Genomic DNA, 25,270 nt, shown 5'->3' with positions numbered 1-25,270 from the left:
CGGGGAATGCCGGGGGCGGGGAATGCCGGACCATACGGCACCGGCGCCGCCGCCGCCAAGCCGGCTGAGCATGCGTGCGGCGTCTTGGCGGTTTTCGCTTGCGCCGCGCCGCCCGGTCGCGGAGAGAGGCGCGATGCCCCCGACGCCGCCCCCGCCGCTGGACCGGACCGCCTTCGCCGCCGACGCCGCGACCACGGCGCGGGCGCTGATCGGCACCACCCTGCTGGTCGACGGCGTCGGCGGCCTGGTGGTCGAGACCGAGGCCTATGACCGGGACGATCCGGCCTCGCACAGCTTCGCCGGGCCGAGGCCGCGCAACGCGGCGATGTTCGGGCCGGTCGGCCACGCCTATGTCTACCGCTCCTACGGCCTGCACTGGTGCCTGAACCTGGTGTGCGACGCCGCGCGGCCCGGCAGCGCCGTGCTGGTGCGGGCGATCGCCCCGACCGCCGGCATCGAGGCCATGCAGGCGCGGCGTGAGCTGGAGGATGTACGACTGCTGTGCGCCGGGCCCGGCCGGCTGGCCCAGGCGTTGGGGATCACCCAGGCGCTGGACGGGCGGGCGCTGGACGCGCCGCCCTTCGTGATCCTGCCGCGGGCGGAGGTGGCCGAGATCGCCGTCGGTCCGCGCATCGGCATCAGCCGCGGCGCCGGCACGCCCTGGCGCTTCGGCCTGGCGGGATCGCCCTTCCTCAGCCGCCGCTTCGCCTGAGTTGCGGGGCGGGGTCAATTCCCCGCCCCGCGACACAGATCAGAGATGGAAGTCGGTGTGCCCGAACAGGCCGCCGAACAGGTCGCCGACGAGATGGCCGACACCGTCGGCGATGCCGCCGACCGCCTGGCCCGCGCCGGTGACGATGTCGCCCACGGCGTGGCTGGCGCCGTCCAGCACCGCGCCGACGCCGGCGGTGGCGCCGCCGACCACGTCCCCGACCACACCGCCGACGACGCCGCCGACCTCGGTCAGGACACCGCCGACCGCCTCGCCGGCCTCGCCGACGGCGGTGCCGACCGTGCTGCCGACGCCGGCCACCGCACCGCCGACCGCCTGGCCGACGCCGCTGAGCACGCCGCCAATGATGCCGGAGAAATCAAAGATGTCGCTCATTGAGGTCTTCTCCATATCAAGCAAGGGTTCACGATCGGGGGATCGAGGCAAGACCACCCGTCAGGTTTCATGGGGACAGTGAAACGATGAAAGAATCTCTATCGAGGTCCATAGGGGTCGGTCTCGACGGATTCTGATCCAGCTCGGTGCGATCCTTGTCTGTCTGCAGATCTAGTCTGCGACAATCTTCCTATTGGCCAAATCGAGGCAATAATACCTGCTATGTTATGCAGGATAACTGGATTCGAGACGGATCGGTCGAGTCGACGTGCGGCCGCCGTCACCCGGCATCGAATGGCAAGGATTGGTTGAGGGGACGGGTCGCGGAAGCATCCGCGGCAAGCGTGGCGGCTTGTCGCAGCCATAAATTCATACCGTTTTATGCGAATCAGCCTTTGCCGCGTCCTAGAAATACAAATAGTATGTCGGTTGTAACGGAGGTCGTAATGCGCGGTAACAGGGATCAAAATAAAAGTAAAATTTTCTGCAAATAGGGAGAAGTGCCGACAGAAGCATGATGCGGGCGAGGACCAGATGGATCAAATTTTCCAGAATTTCATCCTACACCTTCCATCCAGCCGCAGCCGGCAAGACATCCGGGATCTGTTGGAGCAGACGATCCAGGATTACGGGCTGAATCATTTCGCCTATGTCAGCTTCCCATCGGGAGCCGAGGCCGACGCGCCGTTGGTGCTGACCACCTATCCGGATTCCTGGGTCGAACGCTACGGCGAAAATCGGTACGACCGCATCGACCCGGTGATCGCGCGCGCGGTGGGGACCATGCTGCCCTTCGCCTGGACGATCGAATCCTTCAAGGATCCGCTGACGCGCAAGCAGAAAGCCTTCCTCGAGGAGGCGGCCGAAGCCGGCATCCGGCGCGGCCTGACCATCCCGATCCATGACCGCCAAGGCAAGGCTTCGAGCCTGACCCTGACCGAATTCGGCATCGAGCCCGACTTCCAGCGCTGCATCGACCGGCATCAGCATGCGCTGCACCTGATCGCGCTGCACCTGCACGCCAAGCTGCGCCAGGACGACCATCCCGAACCGCGGACGCGCCCGTCGCTGACGCCGCGCGAGATCGACTGCCTGCAATGGGCCGCGAAGGGCAAGAGCGCGTCGGACATCGCCGACATCATGCGAATCAGCCGGCGGACGGTGGTGTTCCACACCGAGAATGCCAAGCAGAAATTCGGGGTGGCGACGCTGTCGCAGGCCATCGCCCGAGGATTGATGCATGACATCATCATTTTTGCGTAGGCGAAACCTGTAAACCTATACAGCTCGTGAATCCCCTCCTCTTGCCGGAAGCTTCGCGCAACCAGAACAATTGAGCCGATGTCGGACGGGCGCCCGCGCGCCAAACGTTTGGCTTGGCCCAGTGGAGAGGCGAGCGTGCGGACCACCATCGTCGCCCCGGGCGCCGGCAACGGCACGGCCAGGCGGCTCAAGATTTCAATTCGAATCCTGCGGACGCCCGTCGACCGATCCCGGTCGGCGCCGGCGGCATGCCGGCGACCGGGAGCCCCGCGATGACCAGCGCCTTCGACAATCCGGACGGCCGCTTCCACGTCCTGGTCAACGACGAGGGGCAGCATTCGCTGTGGCCGGCCTTCATCCCGGTTCCGGCCGGCTGGGCCGCGGCGCATCGCGATGCCGACCGCCGGTCCTGCCAGGACTACATCGACGCCCATTGGACGGATCTGCGTCCGAAGACGCTGTCCGCCCAGCGATGACCACCCAGCGGCGGCCGCGGAACAGTGGCCGCCCTTCCCTGCCGAGCGAGATGGGTTGAGCCATGGACAGCATCGATTTCGGAAGCGCTTCGCTCCCCCTGACCACCGCCCAGACCGGCATGTGGCTGGCGCAGAAGTTCATGCCGGACACCGAATTCAACCTGGCCGAGGCGCTCGAGATCCACGGCCCGATCGACCCGGCGCTGCTGCAGGCCGCCCTGCGGCAGCTGACGCAGGAGGCCGAGACGCTGCGGATCCGGTTCGTCGAGGGCATCGACGGGCCGCGCCAGATCGTCCGGCCCCGCTACGACGGCGACATCCCCTTCGTCGATTTCAGCGCCGAGCCCGATCCGCGGCAGGCGGCCGGGCAATGGATGAAGGCAGACTACAACCGGCCGCTGGACCTGCTGACCGACGAGCTGTGGTTCTCGGCGGTGCTGAAGATCATGCCCGACGTGTTCTTCTGGTACCACCGGGCCCACCACATCGTGCTGGACGGCCTGTCCGGCGGCCTGTGCGCCCGGCGCGTCGCCGAGCTGTACACCGCGCTGGTCGAGGATCGCCCGCCCACCAATGACACGGCGTTCGGCGCCCTGCCCGAGCTGCTGGCCGAGGAAGCCGGCTATCGCGGCTCGGACCGCTTCGCCCGCGACCGGCAATACTGGATGGAGCGCTTCGCCGACACGCCGCCGCCGATCACGCTGTCCGACCGCAAGGTCGGCGCCCCCGGGCCGCTGCGCGACCAGTCCGCCATGCCCCCGGAGACGGTGGCGGCGCTGCGCCGCCTGGCCCAGTCGGTCGGCGCCAGCCTGCCGCAGACCCTGATCGCCCTGACCACCGCCTTCCTGCACCGCATGACCGGCGTGGAGGACCTGGTGGTCGGCCTCACGGTGACGGCCCGGGCCAACGGGCGCATGCGGCGCACCCCTTCGATGCTCGCGAATGCGGTGCCGCTGCGCCTGAAGATCGCACCGGGCATGAGCATGCTGGAGCTGATCCGCCAGGTCGGCACCGAGGTCCGGCAATGCCTGCGGCACCAGCAGTACCGCTACGAGGACATGCGCCGCGACCTCAACCTGCTGCCCAACAACCAGCAGCTGTTCACCATGCTGGTGAACATCGAGCCCTTCGACTACGACCTGCGCTTCGGCGGCCATGCGATGACGCCGCACAACCTCACCAACGGCTCGACCAACAATCTCGGCGTCTTCATCTACGACCGCGGCGACGATAAGGGCCTGCACATCGATTTCGATGCCAATGCGGCCCTGTACACGCCGGACGACCTGGCCGGCCATCGCGGGCGGCTGCTGCGGCTGATCGAATCGATCACCCGCGAGGCCGACCAGCCGGTCGGCGGCATCGACATCCTGACTGCGCCGGAGCGGCAGCAGCTGGTGGCCGGCTGGAACCAGACCGACCACCCGGTGCCGCACACCACCCTGACGGCGCTGCTGGAGAACCGGGCCCGGATCTCGCCGGACTCGCTCGCCCTGATGTTCGAGGACGCCGCGCTGAGCTACGCCGAGCTCAACGCCCGCGCCAACCGGCTCGCCCGCCTGCTGACGGCGCGGGGCGCCGGGCCGGAGCAGATCGTGGCGGTCGCCCTGCCGCGTTCGGTCGAGCTGGTGGTCAGCCTGCTTGCCATCCTCAAGGCCGGCGCCGCCTATCTGCCGATCGACCCGGACTATCCGGCCGACCGCATCGCCTTCATGCTCGACGACGCCCGGCCGGTCACGGTGCTGACCAGCACGGAGCTGGCGGCGATCGTGCCCGCCGGGACCGACCTGCTGGTGCTCGACACGGTGGAGGCGGCGGTCGCCCTGGCCGGGACCGACGACGCCGACCTGGCCGCGGGCGACCGTGCGCCCCTCACCCCGCTCCACCCCGCCTATGTCATCTACACCTCCGGCTCGACCGGCCGGCCCAAGGGGGTCTCGGTCCCGCACGGCGCCATCGTCAACCGGCTGCAATGGATGCAGGCGGAATACGGCCTGACGGCCGACGACCGGGTGCTGCAGAAGACGCCCTCCAGCTTCGACGTCTCGGTGTGGGAGTTCTTCTGGCCGCTGATCGAGGGCGCCACCCTGGTGGTCGCCCGGCCCGGCGGGCACCGGGACCCGGCCTATCTCACCCGGCTGGTCCGCGAGGCGGGGATCACGACGATCCACTTCGTGCCCTCGATGCTGCGCGCCTTCCTGCAGGACCCCGAGGTGGCGGGCTGCAACGGGCTGCGGCGGCTGTTCTGCAGCGGCGAGGCCCTGACCGAAGACCTCCAGACCCTGTTCCACGCCACGCTGACGGTGCCGCTGCACAACCTCTACGGCCCGACCGAAGCCGCGGTCGACGTCACCTACTGGGAATGCCGCCGCGACGCCGAGCCCGGCCCGGTGCCGCTGGGGCGGCCGATCTGGAACACCCAGCTCTACGTGCTCGACGCCGGCCTGCAGCCGGTTCCGGCCGGGGTGACCGGCGAGCTGTACCTCGCCGGCATCAACCTGGCCCGCGGCTACCTGAACCGGCCCGGGCTGACGGCGGAGCGCTTCGTCGCCAACCCCTATGGCGAACCGGGCAGCCGCATGTACCGCACCGGCGACATCGCCCGCTGGCGCCCCGACGGCACGCTCGACTACCTCGGCCGGGCCGACCACCAGGTCAAGATCCGCGGCTTCCGGATCGAGCTCGGCGAGATCGAGGCGGCGCTGGCCGGCCATCCGGACATCGCCCAGGTCGCGGTCATCGCCCAGGCGGACCCGTCCGGGGACAACCGGCTGATTGCCTATGTCGTGCCCGCGCCGGGCGCCGACGTCGACCCGGCGGCGCTGCGCCGGCATCTCGGACAGGCCCTGCCCGACTACATGGTCCCGGCGATCTTCGTGAAGCTGGACGCCATGCCGCTGACGCCGGCCGGCAAGCTCGACCGCCGTGCCCTGCCGGCGCCAGAGCGGCAGGACAGCACGAATGCCGACTACGCGCCGCCGCGCACCCCGACCGAGGTCACCCTGGCCGGGCTGTGGCAGGAGACCTTCGGGCTGGAGCGCATCGGCATCCACGACAGCTTCTTCGAACTGGGCGGCAACTCGCTGCAGGTAACCCAGCTGGTCGCCAAGCTGCGCCGGGTGTTCGCCGTCGACCTGCCGCTGGGGACGATCTTCGAGGTCTCCACCATCGCCGGGCTGGCCGAGCGGATCGACCAGGCCGAGCTGGAGAAGCCGAACCTGGCCGAGGAGGCGGTCCTGCCGGCCCATATCGGCGCCGGCCGCGGGGCCGCCCCGGCCGAGCCGGACCGCATCTTCCTGACCGGCGCGACCGGCTTCGTCGGCAGCCACCTGCTGGCCATCCTGCTGCAGGAGACCGCGGCCAGCGTGGTCTGCCATGTCCGCGCCCGCAGCACTGCGGCCGGGAAGGCCAGGCTGCGCCAGGCGCTGGAGGACCGGCACCTCGCCGCCGTGTGGGACGACGACCGCATCGAGGTGCTGACCGGCGATCTCGGCGACCCCGATCTCGGCCTCGACGCGGAGGGCATCCGCATCGTCCGCGACGAATGCGATGCGATCTACCATTCCGGCGCCCAGGTCGACTTCCTGCAGACCTACACCACCCTGAAGGCGTCGAATGCCGACAGCGTGCTGACGCTGCTGGACTGGACCGCCAACGGCCGCCCCAAGGCCCTGCACTACATCTCGACCTTCGGCGTCGTCGACCTGAAGAGCGGGCCGGGCGAGATCTCGGAGGAGACCGAGCTGGTCTCCTGGCAGGGGCTGGTGGGCGGCTACGCCCAGAGCAAATGGGTGGGCGACACCTTCGCCCGCCAGGCGCAGGCCCGCGGCCTGCCGGTGTCGATCTACCGGCTCGGCGCCATCACCGGGGATCGCGCAAACGCGATCTTCAACCAGACCGACATGATCTGGCGGATGATCCGGCTCTACGCCCAGGTCGGCGCGATTCCGGATGTCGAGGAGCGGATCACCATGACGCCGGCCGACGATGTCGCCCGCGCCATCGTCAACCTGGCCCGCAGCCGCGAAACCCATGGCGAGGTCCACCATCTGAAGAGCCACAAGGAACCCTATCTCCGCGACCTGATGCCGGCCTTCGAGCGCATCGGCCTGCATCTCGACACCCTGCCCTTCGAGCAATGGGTCGACCGGGTGCGGGACTACCTGCTGGCGAACCCGGACGACGAGATCTTCACCGTGGTGTCGATCCTGTCGCAGCACGACACCGGGATGGAACTGCCCGAGGTCACGGCCGACCGCACCCATGCCAGGCTGCGCCAGGTCGGCGCCGAGCTGCGGCCGATCACCCCCGAGCTGTTCGAACGGTACCTGGTCAAGCTGGGGCTGAGCCGGACGCCGATGGCCTTCGCCCTGCCCGAGATGGCGGACCAGGCCGCGGAGTAGCGACGCGACAGGACCAACACCGACCGGGCGGCGGGCTTCCGCCGCCCGGCACCAGGACATGAACGCACCGCCCATGGCATGCATCCTCATCGCCGCCACAGCACTTCCCGGCCACGTCGCCCCGCTGCTGGCGCTGAGCCAGCACTTCGCCCTGCAGGGCCATGAGGTCGTGGTCAACACCGGCAGCGCGTTCCGCGAGAAGGCCGAGGCGACCGGCGCGCGCTTCGTCCCGTTCCGCAGCGCCATCGACCTCGATCACCGCGATCCCGACAAGCACTTCCCCGAACGCGCCAAGATCGCGCCCGGCCTGCCCCGCCTGGTGTTCGGCCTGAAGCACTTCTTCGCCGACGTCATCGCCGACCAGGCCGGGGGGCTTCGCGACATCCTGCGGGAGTTCCCGGCCGACGTCATTCTCACCGACGCGATGTTCTGCGGCACCCTTCCCCTGCTGCTGGGCCCGCGCCATGCCCGGCCGGCTGTCCTGTCCGTCGGCATCTCGGCGCTGGCGCTGACCAGCGCCGACACCGCCTTCTTCGGGTCGGCGATGCCGCCGCCGGCCAACGCCGCCGCCCGCATGCGCAACGCCATGGCCACCAAGTTCATGCAGCAGTCGATGCTCGGCGGCGTGCAGAAGTACTTCAACGACACGCTCGCCCGGCTGGGCTGTGCGCCCCTGCCGGTGTTCCTGCTCGACGCCCTGGGCACGCTGCCCGACCTCTACCTGCAGCTCACCGGCGAAGCCTTCGAATATCCGCGCAGCGACCTGCCCAAGACCGTCCGCTTCGTCGGCCCGCTGCTGGCGCCCCCGACCGAGAGCTTCACCCCGCCCCATTGGTGGGCCGACCTGGAGGACGGCCGGCCGGTGGTGCTGGCCACCCAGGGCACCCTGGCCAATGAGGATCTGAGCCAGCTGATCGGCCCGACGCTGACCGGGCTGGCCGGAGAGAACGCGATCACGGTCGCCACCACCGGCGGCCCGCCGGTCGAAGCCATCCCGGTGCCCCTGCCGGGAAATGCGCGCGCGGCGGTGTTTCTGCCGTATGATCGGCTGTTGCCGAAGGTCGATGTCCTGGTCACCAATGGCGGCTATGGAACGGTCAATTTCGCCCTCAGCCTCGGCGTGCCGATGGTGGTCGCCGCCGACAGCGAGGAGAAGCCCGAGATCGCGGCCCGCGTCGCCTGGAGCGGGGCGGGCATCAGCCTCGGCACCGGCCAGCCGAAGCCGGAGCAGATCCGCGACGCGGTGCGCCAGGTGCTGGCCGACCCGCGCTATCGCCTGCGGGCCCAGGCGTTGCGGGCCGATTTCGCCCGCCACGACGCCCGGCGGGAGATCGCGGCGATCCTGGACGACGTGGTTGCGACGAAGCGGGGCGATGCACCGGGCCACCCGGCCACGCCGCGGGACCAGCGCGCCTCCGCCTGAGCGAGAAACAGAGATGCTATCATGAGCCGGTCCCGCTCCCGTTGGTTCGGCCTGCTGCTATTGGCGGGCGTGGCCTGCCTGTCGGTGGTGGCCGGGGGCTGGCGCATCCTGGCCTCCGACCGCGCCGTCGGTGACGCCGGCCCGGCCACGCCGCCGCCCGCCACCACCATCGCCCGGGCCGAGATGCATGAGGTGGTCGAGACCCTGGCCGTGACCGGCACGCTGGCCGCCCGCGAGGAGGTGCTGGTGGGGGCCGAGGTCGACGGGCTGCGCATCGTCACCATCGAGGCCGATGTCGGCGACCGGGTCGCCGCCGGCCAAGTGCTGGCCCGGCTCGACCACGCCCAGCTCGACGCCCAGCTGGCGCAGGCCGAGGCCACCATCGCCAAGGCCGAGGCCGCGATCCAGCAGGCCCGCGCCTCGATCGACGAGGCCGAGGCCTCGGCCGCCCAGTCCCAGGCGTCGCTGGAGCGGGCACAGACGCTGCGCGCCTCGGGCAACACCTCGGCCGAGCAGCTGCTGGCGCGCCAGACCGAGGTCAAGGTCGCCACTGCCCGGATCACCTCGGCCGAGGAGACCGCCCGGTCCGCCGCGGCCGACAAGAACCTGGCCGAGGCCCAGCGGGACGAGATCGCGCTGCGCATCGCCCGGGCCGAGATCAAGGCCCCGGTGGCCGGGGTGGTGTCCGAGCGGCAGGCACGGATCGGCGCCGTGGTCGGCGTGACCAGCCCGCCGCTGTTCCGGATGATCCGCGACGGCGAGGTCGAGTTCCTGGCGGAGGTGACCGAGACCGGCATGCCGCGAGTCATGCCCGGCCAGGCGGCGGAGCTGCAGCTGACCGGCCTGGACGCGCCGATCCGCGGCACGGTGCGGCTGGTCGACCCGACGGTCGACGCCACCAGCCGCCTCGGCCGGGTCGCCATCACCCTGCCGGCCGAACCCGGGCTGCGGCCCGGCGTGTTCGCCCAAGGCATGATCGAGATCGGCCGGCGGCGCACCCTGACGGTGCCGCTGTCGGCCGTGTTCTTCAGCGCCGATGGCGCCTATGTCCAGGCCGTGGACCAGGCGGTGGTGAACCGCCGCCCGGTCGAGATCGGCTTCGTCGGCGACGGCCGGGTCGAGATCCGCCGCGGCCTGGCCGAGGGCGACACCGTGGTGCTGCGCGCCGGCAGCTTCCTGCGCCCCGGCGACCGCATCGCCCCGGTGCAGGGCGCCGTCGCGGCCGCGGCCAAGGCGGGCTGACATGGCGCTCAACATCTCGGCCTGGTCGATCCGCAAGCCGATCCCGCCCCTGGTCATGTTCGCCGTGCTGATCGTGCTCGGCTTCGTCAGCTTCCGGTCGCTGCCGGTGACGCAGATGCCGAACATCGACGTGCCGGTGGTGACCGTGACCATCGCCCAGGCCGGCGCGGCGCCGAGCGAGCTGGAGACCCAGGTGGCGCGGCTGGTCGAGGACGCCGTCGCCGGGCTGACCGGGGTCAAGCACGTTACCTCCGCTTTGTCCGACGGCGTGGCGGTCACCATGGTCGAGTTCCGGCTGGAGACGCCGACCGACCGGGCCATGAACGACGTGCGCGACGCCATCGCCAAGATCCGCTCGTCGCTGCCGCAGAGCATCGAGGAGCCGGTGATCCAGCGCGTCGACGTCGCCGGGCTGCCGATCCTGACCTACGCCGCCTCGATCCCGTCGATGAGCACCGAGCAGCTGTCGTGGTTCGTCGATGACACCGTGGTGCGGGCGATGCAGGCGGTGCCGGGCATCGCCCAGGTCAAGCGCATCGGCGGCGTCGACCGCGAGATCCGGGTGGCGCTGCGGCCCGACCGGCTGGCGGCGCTGGGCATCACCGCGTCGGAGGTCAACGACCAGCTGCGCGCCAGCAACATCGACCTGGCCGGCGGACGCGGCACGGTGGGGGTTCAGGAGCAGTCGATCCGCACCCTGGCCGGCGCTGCCACCGTGGCCGACCTGGCGCAGCGGCGCATCAGCCTGCCCGGCGGGCGCCAGGCGCTGCTGCAGGACCTGGCCACCGTCACCGATGGCGGCGCCGAGCCGCGCAGCTTCGCCAGGGTCGACGGCAAGCCGGTGGTGGCCTTCAGCCTGTTCCGGGCCAAGGGCTTTTCCGACGTCGCCGTCGCCGACGCCGCGGCGGTGCAGCTGAAGGCGCTGACCGACGCGCATCCCGAGCTGACCATCACCGAGATCGACAGCCTGGTCCACTACACCCGCGCCAACTACGACATGACCATGGAGACGCTGATCGAAGGCGCCATCCTGGCCATCGTCGTGGTGTTCCTGTTCCTGCGCGACGTCAGGGCGACGATCATCTCGGCCTTCGCCATCCCGCTGTCGGTGCTGCCGACCTTCGCGGTGATGGACCTCCTCGGCTTCTCGCTGAACTCGATCAGCCTGCTGTCGATCACGCTGGCGACCGGCATCCTGGTCGACGACGCCATCGTCGAGATCGAGAACATCGTCCGCCACATGCGGATGGGCAAGTCGCCCTACCGCGCCGCGATCCAGGCGGCCGACGAGATCGGGCTGGCCGTGGTGGCCACCACCCTGACCATCGTTGCGGTGTTCCTGCCGGTCAGCTTCATGGGCGGCATCGCCGGCCAGTACTTCAAGCAGTTCGGCATCACCGTGGCCGTCGCGGTCACCTTCTCGCTGCTGGTGGCCCGGCTGCTGACGCCGCTGATGGCGGCCTACCTGCTGCATGACAAGCAGCACCGGACGCCGGATGACGGCGCGGTGATGCGCGGCTACCTGCGCCTGCTGGACTGGTCGATCCGCCACCGCGGCAAGACCATCGCCTGCGGCCTGGCAGTGTTCGTCGCCTCGGCCGCGCTGGCCAGCCTGTTCCCCACCGGCCTCTTGCCGAACAACGACATCTCCCGCTCGTCCCTGTCGATCGAGCTGCCGCCGGGATCCACCCTGGAGGACACCCAGGGCGTGGCCGACCGCCTGGCGGCGATGCTGCGGGCGCAGCCGGAGGTCAGCAGCGTGTACGCCGTGGTCGGCGGTGGCGGGCTGAACCCGCTGGACATCGCCAGCAGCGAGGTGCGCGAGGCCACCCTGGTCGCCACCCTGGTGCCGCGGGCCGACCGCGACATGGACCAGAAGGCGTGGGAGACGGCGATGCGGGCCAAGGTCGCCGCGGTGCCGGACCTGCGCTTCAGCTTCGGCGCCGGCGGCGGCGCGCGGGATTTCACCCTGCTGCTGTCGGGCAATGATTCCGAGGCGATCGAGCACGCGGCGCTGGCGATCGAGCGCGAGATCCGCGACCAGGTGCCGGTGCTGGCCAATGTGGTGTCCACCGCCGCGATCGACCGGCCGGAGATCCGCATCATGCCGCGCCTGGCCGAGGCCGCGGCGCTGGGCGTGTCGGTGGCGCAGATCGCCGAGACGGTGCGGATTGCGACCCTGGGCGACGTCTCGGCCAACCTCGCCAAATTCTCCGCCGGCGACCGGCAGGTGCCGATCCGGGTGCAGATCGCCGAGGCCGCGCGCGGCCGGATGGGCACCTTCGAGACGCTGCGGGTGCCGACCGCCACCGGCACCAAGGTGCCGCTGACCTCGGTCGCCACCATCGGCTTCGGCGAAGGCGCCACCACCATCGACCGCTACGACCGCGAGCGCCGCATCGCCATCGAGGGCGACCTGATCGGCAAGACACCGCTGGGCGAGGCGATGGACGCGGTGCTGGCCCTGCCCTCGGTCCGCGCCCTGCCGCCGGGGGTGAATATCCGGCCCTATGGCGACGCCGAGATCATGCAGGAGGTGTTCTCCGGCTTCACCCTGGCGATGGGCGCCGGCGTGCTGATGGTGTTCGCCGTGCTGGTGCTGCTGTTCGCCGACATCGCCCAGCCGGTCACCATCCTGGTGTCGCTGCCGCTGTCGATCGGCGGCGCCTTCCTGGCGCTGCTGGTGACCGGCTATCCCATCAGCCTGCCGGTGGTGATCGGCATCCTGATGCTGCTGGGCATCGTCTCCAAGAACGCCATCCTGCTGGTCGATTTCGCGATCGAGGCCATCGCCGCCGGGGCGGGCCGCACCGAGGCGCTGATCGAGGCCGGCCGCAAGCGCGCCCGCCCGGTGGTGATGACCACGGTGGCGATGATCGCCGGCATGGTCCCGTCCGTGATCGGCTTCGGCGAAGGCGGGTCCTTCCGCTCGCCGATGGCGGCGGTGGTGATCGGCGGGCTGATCACCTCGACCGTGCTCAGCCTGGTGTTCGTGCCGGCGGTGTTCACCGTGATGGACGACCTCAACCGCATCCTCGGCGGCGTCTTCGGCCGCTATGTCGGCGCCCGCGACGAGCCGGCGCCGACCGCGCCGGCGGCGGAATAGGCCAGATTGTCTCAAGAATCGAAGTGTCGGCAATGTCGGCGCGGCTCACATCCGAATACGGTGAGACCAGATGACAACTCTCGGGGCAGTGGTCGTGCTATTCCACCCGACGGCGGACCAAATCGCGCGGGTTGTCGATTTACGCAGACACTGCGACGACCTTGTTGTCGTAGACAATACACCGAAACCCGACAATAAACTGGAAATATTGTTTGAAGAATATGATATAACTTTGATATATGAGGGAAATAAGAACGGCATTGCCGGGGCTCATAACCGTGGATTGACGAGTCAGTTCGAGCGGGGCTTGGACGCAGTTGCCCTGATCGATCAAGACTCGGTTATGCCGGAGAACTACTTTCCGGTTATGCGCGAAATTTGTACGACGCTGGCCTCACAGCCCTTCATGCTGGGACCCAGGATTTTCGACGAAGTCGTTCAAGAGTATCTCCCGGTGCTGGAAAGCAAAGGCATTGCCGTACGCCGGCTTGACATGCGGGAAGACGCTGGCATGCAGCATTGTATATTCCTGATCTCTTCTGGCAGCGTGATCTCACGCGCGGCTTTTGCGAAGCTCGGCCCGTTCGATGAGAAACTCTTTATTGATCATGTCGATATCGAATATTGTTTCAGAGCGCGCGCCAGCAACGTCCCGCTCTACGCAACTCCGGCACTGACGCTGTCGCATCGGATCGGAGATCTGCGTCGCCACAAGCTGGGCCCATTCGAGATGATGACGTTCAATCATCCCTGGTACCGGCGCTATTACAGCGCTCGCAACGCTGTTCAGCTTTTCTTGCGATATGGGAGGCGATATCCAATCGTATTCATGGCGAATTTGTTAACCTTAAGGGAGATCTTTTACATTGCGTTGCTCGAGGATGCCAAGCTCGCCAAGCTCACCGGCATATTGCTCGGCATTGTGGACGGGCTGTGCGGGCGCCTTGGGCCAATCGAGCATGCGCGTCCGCGATTGGTCGCGCGCTTTGCGCATGGGGCCGGTCGTCGCGGAAGGCGTGGTTAGCCTGTAGGGGCCGCAGGAGAGCAGGACGTGTGCGCCGCCGTCAGGTTGTCGCGGTGCGGAAAATCCAGGGCGGTTCATTTTCGGAGAGATGCAGATGTCCAGCCCGCCTCCGCGCCCACCGGGCCGCGCCGCGGTCGCCTTCGTGTTCGTGACCATCCTGCTCGACGTCCTCGCGCTCGGCATGATGGCGCCGGTCCTGCCCAGGCTGATCGTCGACTTCGAGGGCGGCGACGTCGAGGGGGCAGCGGCGATCACCGGGCTGTTCGGCTTCGCCTGGGCGGCGATGCAGTTCCTGGCCTCGCCGGTGCTGGGCGCGCTGTCCGACCGGTTCGGGCGGCGGCCGGTGATCCTCCTGTCCAATCTCGGCCTCGGCCTCGACTACGTGCTGATGGCTCTGGCGCCGAACCTGGCCTGGCTGTTCATCGGGCGACTGGTCTCCGGCATCACCTCCGCCAGCACTTCGACCGTCGTCGCCTACGTCGCCGACGTGACGCCGCCGGAGCAGCGCGCCGCCAAATTCGGGCTGCTCGGCGCCGCCTTCGGCTTCGGCTTCATCGCCGGACCGGCGCTGGGCGGGCTCCTGGCCGGCATCGATCCCAGGCTGCCGTTCTGGGCCGCGGCGGCACTCAGCCTCGGCAACGCCGCCTACGGCCTGCTGATCCTGCCGGAATCACTGCCGCCGGAGCAGCGCGCCCGCTTCACCTGGAATGGTGCCAGCCCCCTCGGTGCCATGGCGCTGCTGCGCTCATGCCCGGCACTGCTCGGCCTGGCCGGCGCGGCTTTCCTGATGTTCCTGTCGCAGGAATCAATACCCAGTCTTTACGTGCTCTACACCATCCAGCGTTATGGCTGGGACGAGGCGGCGGTCGGGCTGTCGCTGGCGGTGGCCGGCGCCGGGTCGATGGTGGTGTCGGTGGCCCTGACCGGGCCAGCCGTGGCCCGGCTGGGCGAGCACCGGGCGATGGCCGTGGGGCTGGTCTTCGGCGTTGCCGGCTTCGTCCTGGTCGCCCTGGCCCGGACCGACTGGCTGTTCCTGGCGGCGATCCCGCTGCTCTCGCTTTCGGCCCTGACCGGGCCGGCGCTGCAGGCGCTGATGTCGCGCCGGGTCGGGGCGGACGAGCAGGGGCGGCTGCAGGGGGCGCTGGCAGGGCTGCGCGGCATCACCGGCATGATCGGCCCGGTGCTGTTCACCCAGAGCTTCGCACTCGGCATCGCACCAGCGGCAGGCCTGGACTCGCCCGGCCTGCCCTACGGGCTGGCCGCGGCACTTCTGGCGTTGTCCCTGGTGCTGGCTTGGCGGATCACCCGGGTGGAAGGCGTCCAGTCGGACGCGGAGCCGGCGCCGACCACGCCGGGGGAGTAACCGGCGCCGAGGCTGTCGCCCCGGATCAGGCGGCGGCGCCCAGCACAGCCTTGGGCTCGAGATGGGCCTCCAGCCCGTAGACGCCGTATTCCCGGCCGATGCCGGATTGCTTAAAGCCGCCGAACGGCGCCATCGGCTCATGCTGGGCGCCGTTGATCAGCACCCGCCCGGCCTGCAGCTGCGCCGCCACCGCCCGCGCCCGCCCCGGATTCGAGGACAGGACATAGGCCTGCAGGCCATAGACCGTGTCGTTGGCGATGGCGATTGCCTCCGCCTCGGTGCGGTAGGACAGGACCGACAGCACCGGGCCGAAGATCTCCTCCCGCGCGATGGTCATGTCGTTGGTGACGCCGGCGAACAGGGTCGGCCGGACGAACCAGCCGGCCTCGAGTCCCGCCGGCCGGCCTTCGCCGCCGACCAACAGCTCCGCCCCCTCCGCCAGCCCCAGGCGGATGTAGCGCTGCACCCGCTCATACTGCTTCAGGCTGACCATCGGGCCGACCGCGGTCTCCGGGTCGCGGGGATCGCCGACCTTGACCGCCGCGACCGCCGCCTTGGCCAGGGGCAGGAACTCCGCCATCCGCGCCTCCGGCACCAGGATGCGGGTGCCGGCGATGCAGGCCTGGCCGCTGTTGGCGAAGCCGGCGGCGATCGCCAGCGGCACCGCCTGGGCGAGATCGGCATCGTCCAGGATCACGGTCGGCGACTTGCCGCCGAGCTCGAGCGTCACCCGCTTCAGCGTGTCGGCGCCGGCGCGCAGGATCGCCTTGCCGACCGCGGTCGACCCGGTGAAGGAGATCTTGGCGATGTCGGGATGCGCGCTCAGCTCGGCTCCGACCACGTCGCCACGGCCGTTGACGATATTGAACACGCCCGGCGGCACCCCGGCCTCGTGCAGGCATTCGATCAGGAGCTGGGTCTGGATCGCGCTCATCTCGCTGGGCTTGATCACCGCGGTGCAGCCGGCGGCGATCGCCGTCGCCAGCTTGCCGCAGATGAAGCCGATGTTGCTGTTCCACGGCGTGATGATGCCGACCACCCCGACCGGCTCCATCACCACCTCGGCCGTCGCGACCTGCCTGGTGAACTGATAGTCCTGCAGCACCTGGGCGGCGTGGAGGAAGGAGTCGGCGGACAGGGCAATGCGCCAGGCCACCTGCTTCACCGCGCCGCCGTATTCCTCGACGGTCGCCGCGGCCAGCGCCTCGGCCCGCGCCTTCGCCGCGTCGTGCAGCCGGTGCAGCAGGACCAGGCGCTCGGCCTTGCTGCTGCGCGCGAAGGCCGGGAAGGCCCGCTTGGCCGCGGCGACGGCGCGGCGCGTGTCCTCGACGTCACCCAGGGTGACCCGGCCGATGACCTGTCCCGTCGCCGGGTTGAACAGGTCCTGCACCTCGGTGCCATGGGGCGCGACGAAGGCGCCGTCGATATAGATCCTGTCGATGATCCGCATTCTGCTCCTCCATGTCCCGGACAATCCGGCCTGGGCCAGATGTGGGCCGGCTGGATTGCGCGGATAAGCCGGATTAAGCTGCATGAGGCAGCGCAGGAATCAGGACAATGCACAGATCCGGGCTGGTCGAGCTGGAGGCGGTGGTCGCCGTCGCCCGACGCGGCAACTTCCGGGCGGCAGCGGCGGATCTCGGCATGTCGTCCTCGGCGCTGAGCCATGCCGTGCGTGGGCTGGAGGCGCGGCTGGGCGTCCGCCTGTTCAACCGCACCACGCGCAGCGTCTCGCTCTCCGCCGCCGGGGAGCAGTTCGTCGCCGGCGTCGCCCCGGCGCTGTCCGACATCCGCGGCGCGATGGAGGCGGTGAACCGCCACCGCGACACGCCGGCCGGCACCTTGCGCCTCAACACCTCGGCCGGCGCCGCGCGCCGGATCCTGACGCCGATCATCCTGGAATACCTGAGGCGCTATCCCGAGATGAAGGTCGACCTGGTCACCGAGGGCCGGCTGATCGACATCGTCGTCGACGGCTTCGACGCCGGCATCCGCATGGCCGAGACCGTGCCGGGCGACATGATCGCGGTGCCGGTGGGCGGGGCGCTGCGCTTCGCCGTGGTCGCCGCCCCGGCCTATTTCGCCGACCGGCCGCGGCCGCAGACCCCGGGCGACCTGATGGCGCATCGCTGCATCCGCGCCCGGATGCCGAGCGGCGTGATCTATCGCTGGGAGTTCGAGCGCCGGGGTGAGGCGCTGGCCCTCGACGTGCCCGGGCCGATCATCCTCGACGAACCGACGCTGATGATCGAGGCGGCGCTGGCCGGGCTGGGCGTCGCCTACCTCTCGGAATGGTCGGTGCTGGCCGACATCGCCGCCGGGCGCCTGGTGCGGGTGCTGGAGGACTGGACCCCCAGCTTTGCCGGCCTGGCCCTGTATTACCCCGGCCGGCGGCATGTGCCCGCCGGCCTGCGCGCCTTCATCGACCTGGTGCGCGAGGTCGGCGAGCTGCCCGACCGGAGGGTGCCGGCCTGACCGCCGCCGCCCCGGTCAGCCCGCCGCGCCGTAGCCGACGATGCCCTTGATCTCCAGGAAGTCGTGGATGCCCCAGTCGGCATATTCCCGGCCGTTGCCCGACTGCTTGTAGCCGCCGAACGGGGCGTGGGTGTCCCAGTCCGGATAGTTCAGGTTGACCGTGCCGGCCCGCAGCCGCGCCGCGACCCGCCGGGCATGGGCGATGTCCTGCGACTGGATGTAGGCGGCCAGGCCGTAGACCGTGTCGTTGGCGTTGCGGATGGCCTCGTCCTCGTCCTCATAGGGCAGGATCGACAGCACCGGCCCGAAGATCTCCTCGGTCGAGATCGCCATGCCGTGCCGGACATGGCCGAACACGGTCGGCCGGACATAGTAGCCGCGGTTCAGCCCCTCGGGCCGGCCGGGGCCGCCGGTGACCAGGGTGGCGCCCTCGCTGATGCCGGCCTCGATCAGGCGCTGGATCTTGTCGTACTGCACCTGGCTGACCACCGGGCCCAGCACGGTGTCGTCGGACCGGGGGTCGCCGACCTTGTGCGTCTCCGCCGCCGCCTTGGCGATGGCCAGCGCCTCGTCATGCCGCGCGGCCGGGACGAACATCCGGGTCGGCGCGTCGCAGGACTGGCCGCTGTTGGCGAAGCAGGCGCCGACACCCTGGGTCACCGCGCTTTCGAAATCGGCATCGCCCAGGATGATGTTGGGGGATTTGCCGCCGAGCTCCTGGGCGACGCGCTTGACTGTGTCGGCCGCGGCCTTGGCGACGATGATGCCGGCCCGGGTCGAGCCGGTGAACGACACCATGTCGACCTCGGGGTGCGAGGCGATCACCTGGCCGACATCCGGCCCGTTGCCGTTGACCAGGTTGAACACGCCCTTCGGCACCCCGGCCGCCACCATGATCTCGGCGAAGATGATGCCGCTGACCGGGGCGATCTCGCTGGGCTTCAGCACCATGGTGCAGCCCGCGGCCAGCGCCGGCGCCACCTTGCAGACGATCTGGTTCAGCGGCCAGTTCCACGGCGTGATCAGGCCAACTACGCCGATCGCCTCCTTCACCACCCGGGTGGAACCGCGCTGCTCCTCGAACTCGTACTCCTCGAGCGCCTTGATGGTCGCTTCCAGATGCACCCGCCCCGCCCAGACCTGGGCCGCCCGGGCGAAGCTCAGCGGCGCCCCCATCTCCTGCGACACCGCCTGGGCGATGTCCTCGCCGCGCGCGCTGTAGGCGTCCAGAATCCGGCGCAGCAGCGCCAGCCGATCGGCCTTGCTGGTCTGGGAGAAGGCCGGGAAGGCCGCCCGGGCCGCAGCGACGGCCTTGTCGACATCCGCCGCCGACCCGGCCGAAATCGCGGTGAACGCCTCCTCCGTCGCAGGATTGATCACGTCGATCCTGGCCGGCACGACCGGATCCGTCCAGGCGCCGTCGATGTAGAACTGGAGATCATGGGTCATGCTGGTCATCGCCCTTGATGCGCACAGATTGATGCTGGGGAACGACCTGGCGGGCCGTTCCCGGTTGGCAAGAGACTGCGCCAAAGCGGGCCGACGCCGCCAGCCCAACCTCTGCGACCCCAGGCGATTTCCCGCAGGAGACTCGACACAGGGCCCGGCCGGCACAACGTCATCGGGGGACACAGGGAGAGGCCCCGGATGCGAGACCGTGCGATCCATCTGACACACGCCTGCCGAGCCGCCGCATTGGGCGCCATGCTGCTGCTGGGGCTGTTCGCCCAGCAGCGCGCCGCGGCCTGGTTTCCGGAAGGGCACATGGTCACCGGCGACCTCGCCTATGACCTGCTGGAGCGCCAGGACCCGCAGGCGATCGCCACCATCACGCGGCTGATGCAGGCCCATCCGGAATGGGCCGTCTTCGACAGCCAGCTCGGCGCCCTGACCGGCCGCGCCCGCGACCGCCGGCTGTTCGAGCTGATGGCGGTCTGGGCCGACGCCGCGCGGGGCGGCCCGTATGACCGCGACAACTGGCACTACAGCCAGAAGATCGTGTCGATCGTGCAGGTCCTGCTGCCGTTTTCCTTCGGGAACGCCCAGTCCGCCTTCCACCACAATTTGGTGATCGCGCGCGACCCGCAGGCCGCCGCGTCGGATCGGGCGATGGCGCTGTGCTGGATGATCCACATCGTCGGCGACATGCACCAGCCCCTGCATGCGGCCCTGTGGATGTCGGGACGATTCCCGCTCACCGACGCCGGCGGCAACTGGGCCTGGGTCCGCAGGACCCCGGATGCGGCGCCCGAACGGCTGCATCGGATCTGGGATTCCGCCGGCCGGCCGGACGGACTCAACCGGAGCAGCCCCGATGCGTTCGCGGCCGAGCTGGAGCGGGAATACGGGCCGGATGTGGAGCCGCTGTCGCCGGACCCGGACACGGCGTTCACCCGGTGGGTGACGCATAGCCGGGTGCTGGCCTATGAGGTCGTCTACCGGCGCTGGGGGCTGGACGCGGGAGCCTCGCAAGCGACCGCCGCGGTCCTGCCGGACGGGTACATCGAACAGGTCCAGGCCGTGAGCCGGGACCAGCTGGCGGCGGCCGGCAACCGGATCGGCGCCCTGCTGTCCGGCCTGCGCTGAGGGCTCTTAGCGGCGACGGCCATCAGACCTGCGATGATAGATCGATGTCCGCAGAGCCGAAGGCGGGCATGATCTCCGAACCGATCGAAGCGATCGTCCGGAGCGACGCCTCGAGCGGGAGGTCGCCGAACGCCAGGAGGCACATCAGGTAGGTCACTCCCGCCTCGAGCGCCTGCTTCAGCAACGCATCGCGCACGCTCGAGGTGGTGCCGACGACGCACCGCCCGCTCTCCACAGCCTCGGAAAACGGGACCGACAATCCTGGCGGGACGGGAATGCCCCGCGCCCGATACAGGTAGGTCAGGGCGTCGGACCACCGCGCATAGGCCGGGGCCGCCATCTCGTACGCATCGCGGTCGCTGTCGGCGATCACGACATGCCTCACCATCCCGAGCAGGGGCATGACGGCCCCGGGAGCTGATATCTCCGCCCAACGCGACCGATAGGCATCGGTGATCCGCCGGACCGCCCCCGCCGCCCCGATGCAGGCCATATTGATGTTCTGTTCGGCGGCCCAGGGGGCTGTCTCGGGCTTCCCGGTGCCGTACCAGAGCGGCGGATGCGGCCGTTGCAGAGGGGACAAGGTGATCGGCACGTCGCTCAGATCGAAATATGAGCCGTGATAGTCCAGCTTGTCGGTCTGCATGGCCTTGAGGACGATCTCGGCAGCCTCGCGGTACCGCTCCTGGGTCTGCGTCGGGTCGATGCCGAAGAACTCGAGCTCGATCGGTGACGCACCCCGCCCGATGCCGAGATCGACCCGCCCGCCGCTCAACTGGTCGAGCATGCAGATTTCCTCGAACGCCCGCAGTGGATGGTAGAGATTGAGAAGCATGACCATCGGCCCCAGCCGCAACCTGCTCGTGCGCTGGGCGACCGCGGACAGGAACAGGTTGGGCGAAGAGGCAAGGCCATGCGGCGTGCCGTGGTGCTCGGCGACATGGTAGGCCCGGAAGCCGGATCGATCGCTGGCCTCCGCGATTTCGAGGCGATTGTTGTATTGCTCGCCGAGACTGCGCCCTGAATCGTCCAGATGATCGAATACCCCGAACCTGATCGTCTGGACGCGAAAATCAGTCGCTCTGAACATTTTGCCGCTCCTGGCGGGGATGGGGCGGCGCGTGGCCGGTCCGGCAAGTCAACGCCTCCGACCGCTCCGCGACACTCACCGATCCACATCGAACTTCAGCGTTCCAGATGTGTGCCCCAGGCCCACGCCGGGCAATCATACGAGCATGGGATCGGGCTATCCTTTGGGTTTAGCCCTCCTATACTCGGGTTTTCGCAGTGGAGGGCGAGGACGTCCGTGACCGTGTTCTTCACCAGCGACACGCATTTCGGCGACTCGCGCGTGCTGCGGATCGACCGCCGCCCCTTCCCCAGCGTCGCCGCGCATGATGACGCCCTGGTGGCGCTGTGGAACGAGACGGTGGGGCCGGAGGACGAGGTCTGGCATCTCGGCGATTTCGCGCTGGGGCCGTCGGCCGAGGCGGTGGCGGCGCTGCTGGAGCGGCTGCACGGCCGCAAGCACCTGATCAGCGGCAACAATGACGGGCCGGGCACCCTGGCAGCGCCGGGCTGGGCCTCGGTGCAGGCCTATGCCGAACTGAGATTGGACGGACGGCACCTGATCCTGTGCCACTACCCGTTCCGCACCTGGAACCAGATCGGCCGCGGGTCGCTGGACCTGCACGGCCATTCGCACGGCAAGCTGACGCCGGCGACGCGGCAATACGATGTCGGGGTGGATGTTCAGGAGCTCAGGCCGGCCACGCTGGACCAGATCCTCGCCCGCAAGCGGCGACGCGCGACAGTCGCGGCAAAACTCACAAAGGCAGAGTGATCAGACCTCCGGGTCGGTCCGGCCGTGCCGGGACCGATGGGTCGACCGGCCGGTGCGCACGGCCCGTCTCAGCGCATCGCGCAGCTCGCGCTCATGCCCTTCGTCGTCGCCCATGGCGGCTGCCAGCAGCCGCACCCAGTTCAGCACCATCCGCATCGGCCGGCTCCCTTGAGGGAAGTCACGGACTGATGTGACGACGGACGGGGAATTATGTCAAATACAACCGGAAGACAATTTTGTTACGAAGTTTTGCTATCGTGCGCTTCGGCGAGGCGACGCAAGGCTTCCGCGGTGAAGGCGTCGGCCGGGAAAAAAGATTCGACCGCCAGCTCGGACAGGGTGACGTCCACCGGCGTGCCGAACACGGTGGTGGTCGACAGGAAGGACAGGATCCCCGACTCCGTCGCCAGCCGGAACGGCACGACGATGTCGAGATGCGCCTCCTCCGGCGGGGCCAGCGCCGTCACCCCGCCCGCCGGCGCCGGATAGGCCTGCAGCTCGGCCATCAGGTCGACCAGCACGGCGTCGGCGGTGAACTCGATCTGCCGCCGCAGCCGTTCCAACAGGTGCGCACGCCACTCCGGCAGGTTGGCGATGCGCGGCGCCAGGCCCTCGGGATGCAGGGCCAGCCGCATCACATTGACCGGCGGCTGCAGCAGCGCCGCCGCCGCCCCCACCATCAACGGCGCCACCGCGGCGTTGGCGGCCACCAGGTACCAGTGCCGGTCGAAGGCCAAAGCCGGGTTCGGCGCCTGCGCCTCGATCACCCGCTCCACCGCCCGCCGCGCCAGGGCCAGTGCCGGGTCGTCCAGCCCGCGCAAGGGATAGGCCGGGGCGAAGCCGGCGGCGACCAGCAGGGTGTTGCGTTCGCGCAGCGGCACGTCCAGCCGTTCGGCCAGGTGCAGCACCATGTCCCGGCTGGGCCGCGACCGCCCGGTCTCGAGGAAGGACAGGTGGCGGGTGGAGATGTCGGCCTCGCAGGCGAGGTCGAGCTGGCTGAGGCGGCGGCGCTGGCGCCATTCGCGCAGATGGTCGCCGATCGGGCGGGCGGTGCTTTTCATGGGCTGACGATAGCCCCCGGCCGGCGGCGCATCCATGACCTGCGAGGTAATCGCTTTCGACACCCGCGCCAGGACAGGATCGGTGCATCGCGGATCGCCGGAGCCCCCGGCGCCGCGCCCACCGAGGAGATCCGACATGAACCCCGAGATGATTGGCACCACCGATCTGGTCGACCGCTACATCGCGATCTGGAACGAGACCGATGCCGGGCGGCGGCGGGCGCTGATCGACCGGACCTGGACCGAGGCCGCCACCTATGTCGACCCGATGATGCGGGGCGACGGCCGCGCCGCCATCGACGCCATGATCGCAGCGGTGCAGGAGCGCTTCCCCGGCCATCGCTTCCGCCGCACCAGCGACATCGACGCCCACAATGGCCGGGTGCGCTTCCGCTGGGAGCTGGGGCCGGAGGGCGGGCCGGTCCTGGTCGCCGGCACCGATTTCGGCGAGATCGCCGGCGGCCTGCTGTCCGGCATCACCGGCTTCATCGATCAAGCGCCGGCTTTGGCGGCTTGAGGAGGAAGGGGCGGACTGCAATGGTCCGCCCCTCTCCGTTCAATCGGCCGGCAGACGCCGCGCGAGGACGATCACCACCGTCGCCGCCGCCGCGCAGAAGCCGGCCAGCGGCCAGGCCGTGCCCGCCGGCAGCGCCAGCACCGCCAGGGTGCCGGCGGCCCCGACGATCAGCCCTTCCAGGCAGGAATAGAGCGCGGTGGCGGTGCCGGCGACATGGCCGAAGCCCTCCAGCGCGCCGTTGGCGGTGACGGCTGAGGTGACCGAGATGCCGGCCGAGATCACCCAGACCGGGGCCATGAACGCCCACAGCGAGGGCCCGGCGGCCAGCTGCCCCAGCGCCAGCAGCGCCGCCCCGGCCAGCAGCAGCGCCATGCCGCGCACCAGGCAGCCGCGCCGGCCCCAGCGGGCCACGAAGCGGCCGGCGAAGCGGCTGGTCGCGATCATCGCCAGGGCCGCGGTGCCGAAGGCCAGGCTGAACCCGACCGGGTTGAGGCCGAGCCGGCCGATCAGCACCGCGGGCGCGGTCGAGAAATAGACGAAGAACGCGCCCAGCGCCGCGCTGAAGCCCAGCGTGTGGATCCAGAACGGCCCGCTGCCGAGGATGGCGCGGAGATGCACCAGCCGCACCCGGTCGCCGCCCGCCGGCCGCGTCTCCGGCCAGCACCGCACCGCCTGCAGCCCGGCAAGGGTGCCGAGCAGGGTGAGCAGCCAGAAGATGGCGCGCCAGCCGGCGGCGTAGTCGACCACGGCGCCCAGCAGCGGGCCGAAGGCCGGCACGAAGGCCAGCATCGACCCCAGCAGGCTGTAGATCACCGCGCCCTCGCGCCGGGTGGCGTAGACGTCGCGCACGGTGGCGAAGGTGGCGACCAGCGCCGCCGCCCCGCCCGCCGCCTGCACCAGGCGCAGCGCCAGGAACAAGGCAGCCGAGTCGGTCAGCGCCAGCCCGGCCGAGGCCAGGGTGAAGGCCAGGGCGCCGCCCAGCAGCACCGGCCGTCGGCCGATGCGGTCGGACAGCGGGCCGAACAGCAGCTGGCCGCAGCCGAGCAGCAGCAGGTAGAGGCTGAGGGTGAGCTGGACCTGCGCCGGCGTGGCGGCCAGCGCGGCCGGCATGCGCGGCACCACCGGCAGGTAGACATCCATGCCGAGCGAGGCGAGCAGGTCGAAGGGGGACATCAGCAGCAGGGCTGCCGTCAGGGATTGGGGCCACGGCCTGGGTGCAGGCATGGGAAGACCTCCGCAGAAAGAAATTCGGCGGCGATCTGCATCAGCGTCGGCAGGGAAAGACCGGGACCGTGACTGGACCGCCGCAACAACCGGATGGGCTGCTGCGGCTCAGCGGGATGCGGTGGCGTCGGTCCTCATCGCGGGCTCCAGTCTCGG

20 protein-coding genes are annotated in these 25,270 nt (G+C 69.8%); 13 read left to right on the top strand and 7 right to left on the bottom strand.

Features of this window, described 5'->3' with window-relative positions:
- Positions 1-133: 133 nt before the first annotated feature.
- A complete protein-coding gene (locus E9232_RS14825) occupies positions 134-712 on the top strand; it encodes a DNA-3-methyladenine glycosylase (protein ID WP_309794929.1) in 579 nt (192 codons plus the stop codon).
- 39 nt (positions 713-751) lie between these two features.
- On the opposite strand, the gene E9232_RS14820 is transcribed toward E9232_RS14825, so the two are convergent.
- A complete protein-coding gene (locus E9232_RS14820) occupies positions 752-1,108 on the bottom strand; it encodes a hypothetical protein (RefSeq protein WP_309794928.1) in 357 nt (118 codons plus the stop codon).
- A 534-nt stretch (positions 1,109-1,642) separates the two neighbouring features.
- Here E9232_RS14820 and E9232_RS14815 point away from each other — a divergent pair.
- The 8 genes from E9232_RS14815 to E9232_RS14780 all read left to right on the top strand — a co-directional run bounded on the left by E9232_RS14815 (position 1,643) and on the right by E9232_RS14780 (position 15,408).
- Positions 1,643-2,371: a helix-turn-helix transcriptional regulator gene (locus E9232_RS14815; RefSeq protein WP_309794927.1), complete on the top strand. Its 729-nt coding sequence runs from the start codon at positions 1,643-1,645 to the stop codon at positions 2,369-2,371.
- A 272-nt stretch (positions 2,372-2,643) separates the two neighbouring features.
- Positions 2,644-2,847, top strand: coding sequence for an MbtH family protein (locus E9232_RS14810; RefSeq protein WP_309794926.1), 204 nt, complete (start codon positions 2,644-2,646; stop codon positions 2,845-2,847).
- A gap of 62 nt (positions 2,848-2,909) precedes the next feature.
- On the top strand, positions 2,910-7,250 hold the full coding sequence (locus E9232_RS14805) for a non-ribosomal peptide synthetase (RefSeq protein ID WP_309794925.1): 4,341 nt from the start codon (positions 2,910-2,912) through the stop codon (positions 7,248-7,250).
- Between the two features lie 73 nt (positions 7,251-7,323).
- On the top strand, positions 7,324-8,673 hold the full coding sequence (locus E9232_RS14800; protein WP_309794924.1) for a glycosyltransferase: 1,350 nt from the start codon (positions 7,324-7,326) through the stop codon (positions 8,671-8,673).
- Positions 8,674-8,694: 21 nt separating this feature from the next.
- Positions 8,695-9,915 carry an efflux RND transporter periplasmic adaptor subunit gene (locus E9232_RS14795; RefSeq protein ID WP_309794923.1) on the top strand — a complete coding sequence of 407 codons (1,221 nt, stop codon included), beginning with the start codon at positions 8,695-8,697 and terminating at the stop codon, positions 9,913-9,915.
- Position 9,916: 1 nt separating this feature from the next.
- Entirely contained in the window at positions 9,917-13,021 is a 3,105-nt protein-coding gene (locus E9232_RS14790) for an efflux RND transporter permease subunit (protein WP_309794922.1), read from the top strand.
- Between the two features lie 70 nt (positions 13,022-13,091).
- On the top strand, positions 13,092-14,045 hold the full coding sequence (locus E9232_RS14785; RefSeq protein WP_309794921.1) for a glycosyltransferase family 2 protein: 954 nt from the start codon (positions 13,092-13,094) through the stop codon (positions 14,043-14,045).
- 94 nt (positions 14,046-14,139) lie between these two features.
- Entirely contained in the window at positions 14,140-15,408 is a 1,269-nt protein-coding gene (locus E9232_RS14780) for a TCR/Tet family MFS transporter (RefSeq protein ID WP_309794920.1), read from the top strand.
- A gap of 25 nt (positions 15,409-15,433) precedes the next feature.
- Here the strand turns inward: E9232_RS14780 and E9232_RS14775 are convergent, their stop codons facing one another.
- Positions 15,434-16,858, bottom strand: a complete 1,425-nt coding sequence (locus E9232_RS14775) for an aldehyde dehydrogenase family protein (RefSeq protein WP_309794919.1) — start codon at positions 16,856-16,858, stop codon at positions 15,434-15,436.
- Positions 16,859-16,965: 107 nt separating this feature from the next.
- On the opposite strand from E9232_RS14775, the gene E9232_RS14770 reads away from it, so the two are divergent.
- Positions 16,966-17,883, top strand: coding sequence for a LysR family transcriptional regulator (locus tag E9232_RS14770; RefSeq protein ID WP_309794918.1), 918 nt, complete (start codon positions 16,966-16,968; stop codon positions 17,881-17,883).
- A 15-nt stretch (positions 17,884-17,898) separates the two neighbouring features.
- Here the strand turns inward: E9232_RS14770 and E9232_RS14765 are convergent, their stop codons facing one another.
- Complete coding sequence (locus tag E9232_RS14765; protein ID WP_309794917.1) at positions 17,899-19,332, bottom strand: aldehyde dehydrogenase family protein; 1,434 nt, start codon at positions 19,330-19,332, stop codon at positions 17,899-17,901.
- Positions 19,333-19,530: 198 nt separating this feature from the next.
- On the opposite strand from E9232_RS14765, the gene E9232_RS14760 reads away from it, so the two are divergent.
- On the top strand, positions 19,531-20,469 hold the full coding sequence (locus E9232_RS14760; protein ID WP_309794916.1) for a S1/P1 nuclease: 939 nt from the start codon (positions 19,531-19,533) through the stop codon (positions 20,467-20,469).
- A 22-nt stretch (positions 20,470-20,491) separates the two neighbouring features.
- Here the strand turns inward: E9232_RS14760 and E9232_RS14755 are convergent, their stop codons facing one another.
- Complete coding sequence (locus E9232_RS14755) at positions 20,492-21,559, bottom strand: LLM class flavin-dependent oxidoreductase (protein ID WP_309794915.1); 1,068 nt, start codon at positions 21,557-21,559, stop codon at positions 20,492-20,494.
- A 216-nt stretch (positions 21,560-21,775) separates the two neighbouring features.
- On the opposite strand from E9232_RS14755, the gene E9232_RS14750 reads away from it, so the two are divergent.
- Positions 21,776-22,312, top strand: coding sequence for a metallophosphoesterase family protein (locus tag E9232_RS14750; protein WP_309794914.1), 537 nt, complete (start codon positions 21,776-21,778; stop codon positions 22,310-22,312).
- Here the strand turns inward: E9232_RS14750 and E9232_RS14745 are convergent, their stop codons facing one another.
- Positions 22,313-22,468 (bottom strand): hypothetical protein, encoded by a 156-nt coding sequence (locus tag E9232_RS14745; RefSeq protein ID WP_309794913.1) that lies wholly within the window; start codon positions 22,466-22,468, stop codon positions 22,313-22,315.
- An 83-nt stretch (positions 22,469-22,551) separates the two neighbouring features.
- Positions 22,552-23,373 carry a helix-turn-helix domain-containing protein gene (locus E9232_RS14740; RefSeq protein ID WP_309794912.1) on the bottom strand — a complete coding sequence of 274 codons (822 nt, stop codon included), beginning with the start codon at positions 23,371-23,373 and terminating at the stop codon, positions 22,552-22,554.
- A gap of 136 nt (positions 23,374-23,509) precedes the next feature.
- On the opposite strand from E9232_RS14740, the gene E9232_RS14735 reads away from it, so the two are divergent.
- Entirely contained in the window at positions 23,510-23,890 is a 381-nt protein-coding gene (locus E9232_RS14735) for a nuclear transport factor 2 family protein (protein WP_309794911.1), read from the top strand.
- Positions 23,891-23,929: 39 nt separating this feature from the next.
- Here E9232_RS14735 and cml read toward each other — a convergent pair whose 3' ends face one another.
- Complete coding sequence (gene cml / locus E9232_RS14730) at positions 23,930-25,114, bottom strand: CmlA/FloR family chloramphenicol efflux MFS transporter (RefSeq protein WP_309794910.1); 1,185 nt, start codon at positions 25,112-25,114, stop codon at positions 23,930-23,932.
- Positions 25,115-25,270 lie beyond the last annotated feature (156 nt).

This window comes from Inquilinus ginsengisoli, assembly GCF_031453975.1.
Lineage (GTDB): Bacteria > Pseudomonadota > Alphaproteobacteria > DSM-16000 > Inquilinaceae > Inquilinus > Inquilinus ginsengisoli_A.
Note: the sequence above shows the minus strand (reverse complement) of the source record. Positions and strands in the feature narration are given on the sequence as shown.

Excerpts from the sequence above, each read along its gene's own strand:
- E9232_RS14790 (WP_309794922.1), top strand. The coding sequence starts at position 9,917 with ATGGCGCTCAACATCTCGGCCTGGTCGATCCGCAAGCCGATCCCGCCC.
- E9232_RS14815 (WP_309794927.1), top strand. The coding sequence starts at position 1,643 with ATGGATCAAATTTTCCAGAATTTCATCCTACACCTTCCATCCAGCCGC.
- E9232_RS14795 (WP_309794923.1), top strand. The coding sequence starts at position 8,695 with ATGAGCCGGTCCCGCTCCCGTTGGTTCGGCCTGCTGCTATTGGCGGGC.
- cml (WP_309794910.1), bottom strand. The coding sequence starts at position 25,114 with ATGCCTGCACCCAGGCCGTGGCCCCAATCCCTGACGGCAGCCCTGCTG.
- E9232_RS14825 (WP_309794929.1), top strand. The coding sequence starts at position 134 with ATGCCCCCGACGCCGCCCCCGCCGCTGGACCGGACCGCCTTCGCCGCC.
- E9232_RS14760 (WP_309794916.1), top strand. The coding sequence starts at position 19,531 with ATGCGAGACCGTGCGATCCATCTGACACACGCCTGCCGAGCCGCCGCA.
- E9232_RS14775 (WP_309794919.1), bottom strand. The coding sequence starts at position 16,858 with ATGCGGATCATCGACAGGATCTATATCGACGGCGCCTTCGTCGCGCCC.
- E9232_RS14765 (WP_309794917.1), bottom strand. The coding sequence starts at position 19,332 with ATGACCCATGATCTCCAGTTCTACATCGACGGCGCCTGGACGGATCCG.
- E9232_RS14755 (WP_309794915.1), bottom strand. The coding sequence starts at position 21,559 with ATGTTCAGAGCGACTGATTTTCGCGTCCAGACGATCAGGTTCGGGGTA.
- E9232_RS14810 (WP_309794926.1), top strand. The coding sequence starts at position 2,644 with ATGACCAGCGCCTTCGACAATCCGGACGGCCGCTTCCACGTCCTGGTC.
- E9232_RS14805 (WP_309794925.1), top strand. The coding sequence starts at position 2,910 with ATGGACAGCATCGATTTCGGAAGCGCTTCGCTCCCCCTGACCACCGCC.
- E9232_RS14770 (WP_309794918.1), top strand. The coding sequence starts at position 16,966 with ATGCACAGATCCGGGCTGGTCGAGCTGGAGGCGGTGGTCGCCGTCGCC.
- E9232_RS14820 (WP_309794928.1), bottom strand. The coding sequence starts at position 1,108 with ATGAGCGACATCTTTGATTTCTCCGGCATCATTGGCGGCGTGCTCAGC.
- E9232_RS14780 (WP_309794920.1), top strand. The coding sequence starts at position 14,140 with ATGTCCAGCCCGCCTCCGCGCCCACCGGGCCGCGCCGCGGTCGCCTTC.
- E9232_RS14740 (WP_309794912.1), bottom strand. The coding sequence starts at position 23,373 with ATGAAAAGCACCGCCCGCCCGATCGGCGACCATCTGCGCGAATGGCGC.
- E9232_RS14745 (WP_309794913.1), bottom strand. The coding sequence starts at position 22,468 with ATGCGGATGGTGCTGAACTGGGTGCGGCTGCTGGCAGCCGCCATGGGC.
- E9232_RS14785 (WP_309794921.1), top strand. The coding sequence starts at position 13,092 with ATGACAACTCTCGGGGCAGTGGTCGTGCTATTCCACCCGACGGCGGAC.
- E9232_RS14735 (WP_309794911.1), top strand. The coding sequence starts at position 23,510 with ATGAACCCCGAGATGATTGGCACCACCGATCTGGTCGACCGCTACATC.
- E9232_RS14800 (WP_309794924.1), top strand. The coding sequence starts at position 7,324 with ATGGCATGCATCCTCATCGCCGCCACAGCACTTCCCGGCCACGTCGCC.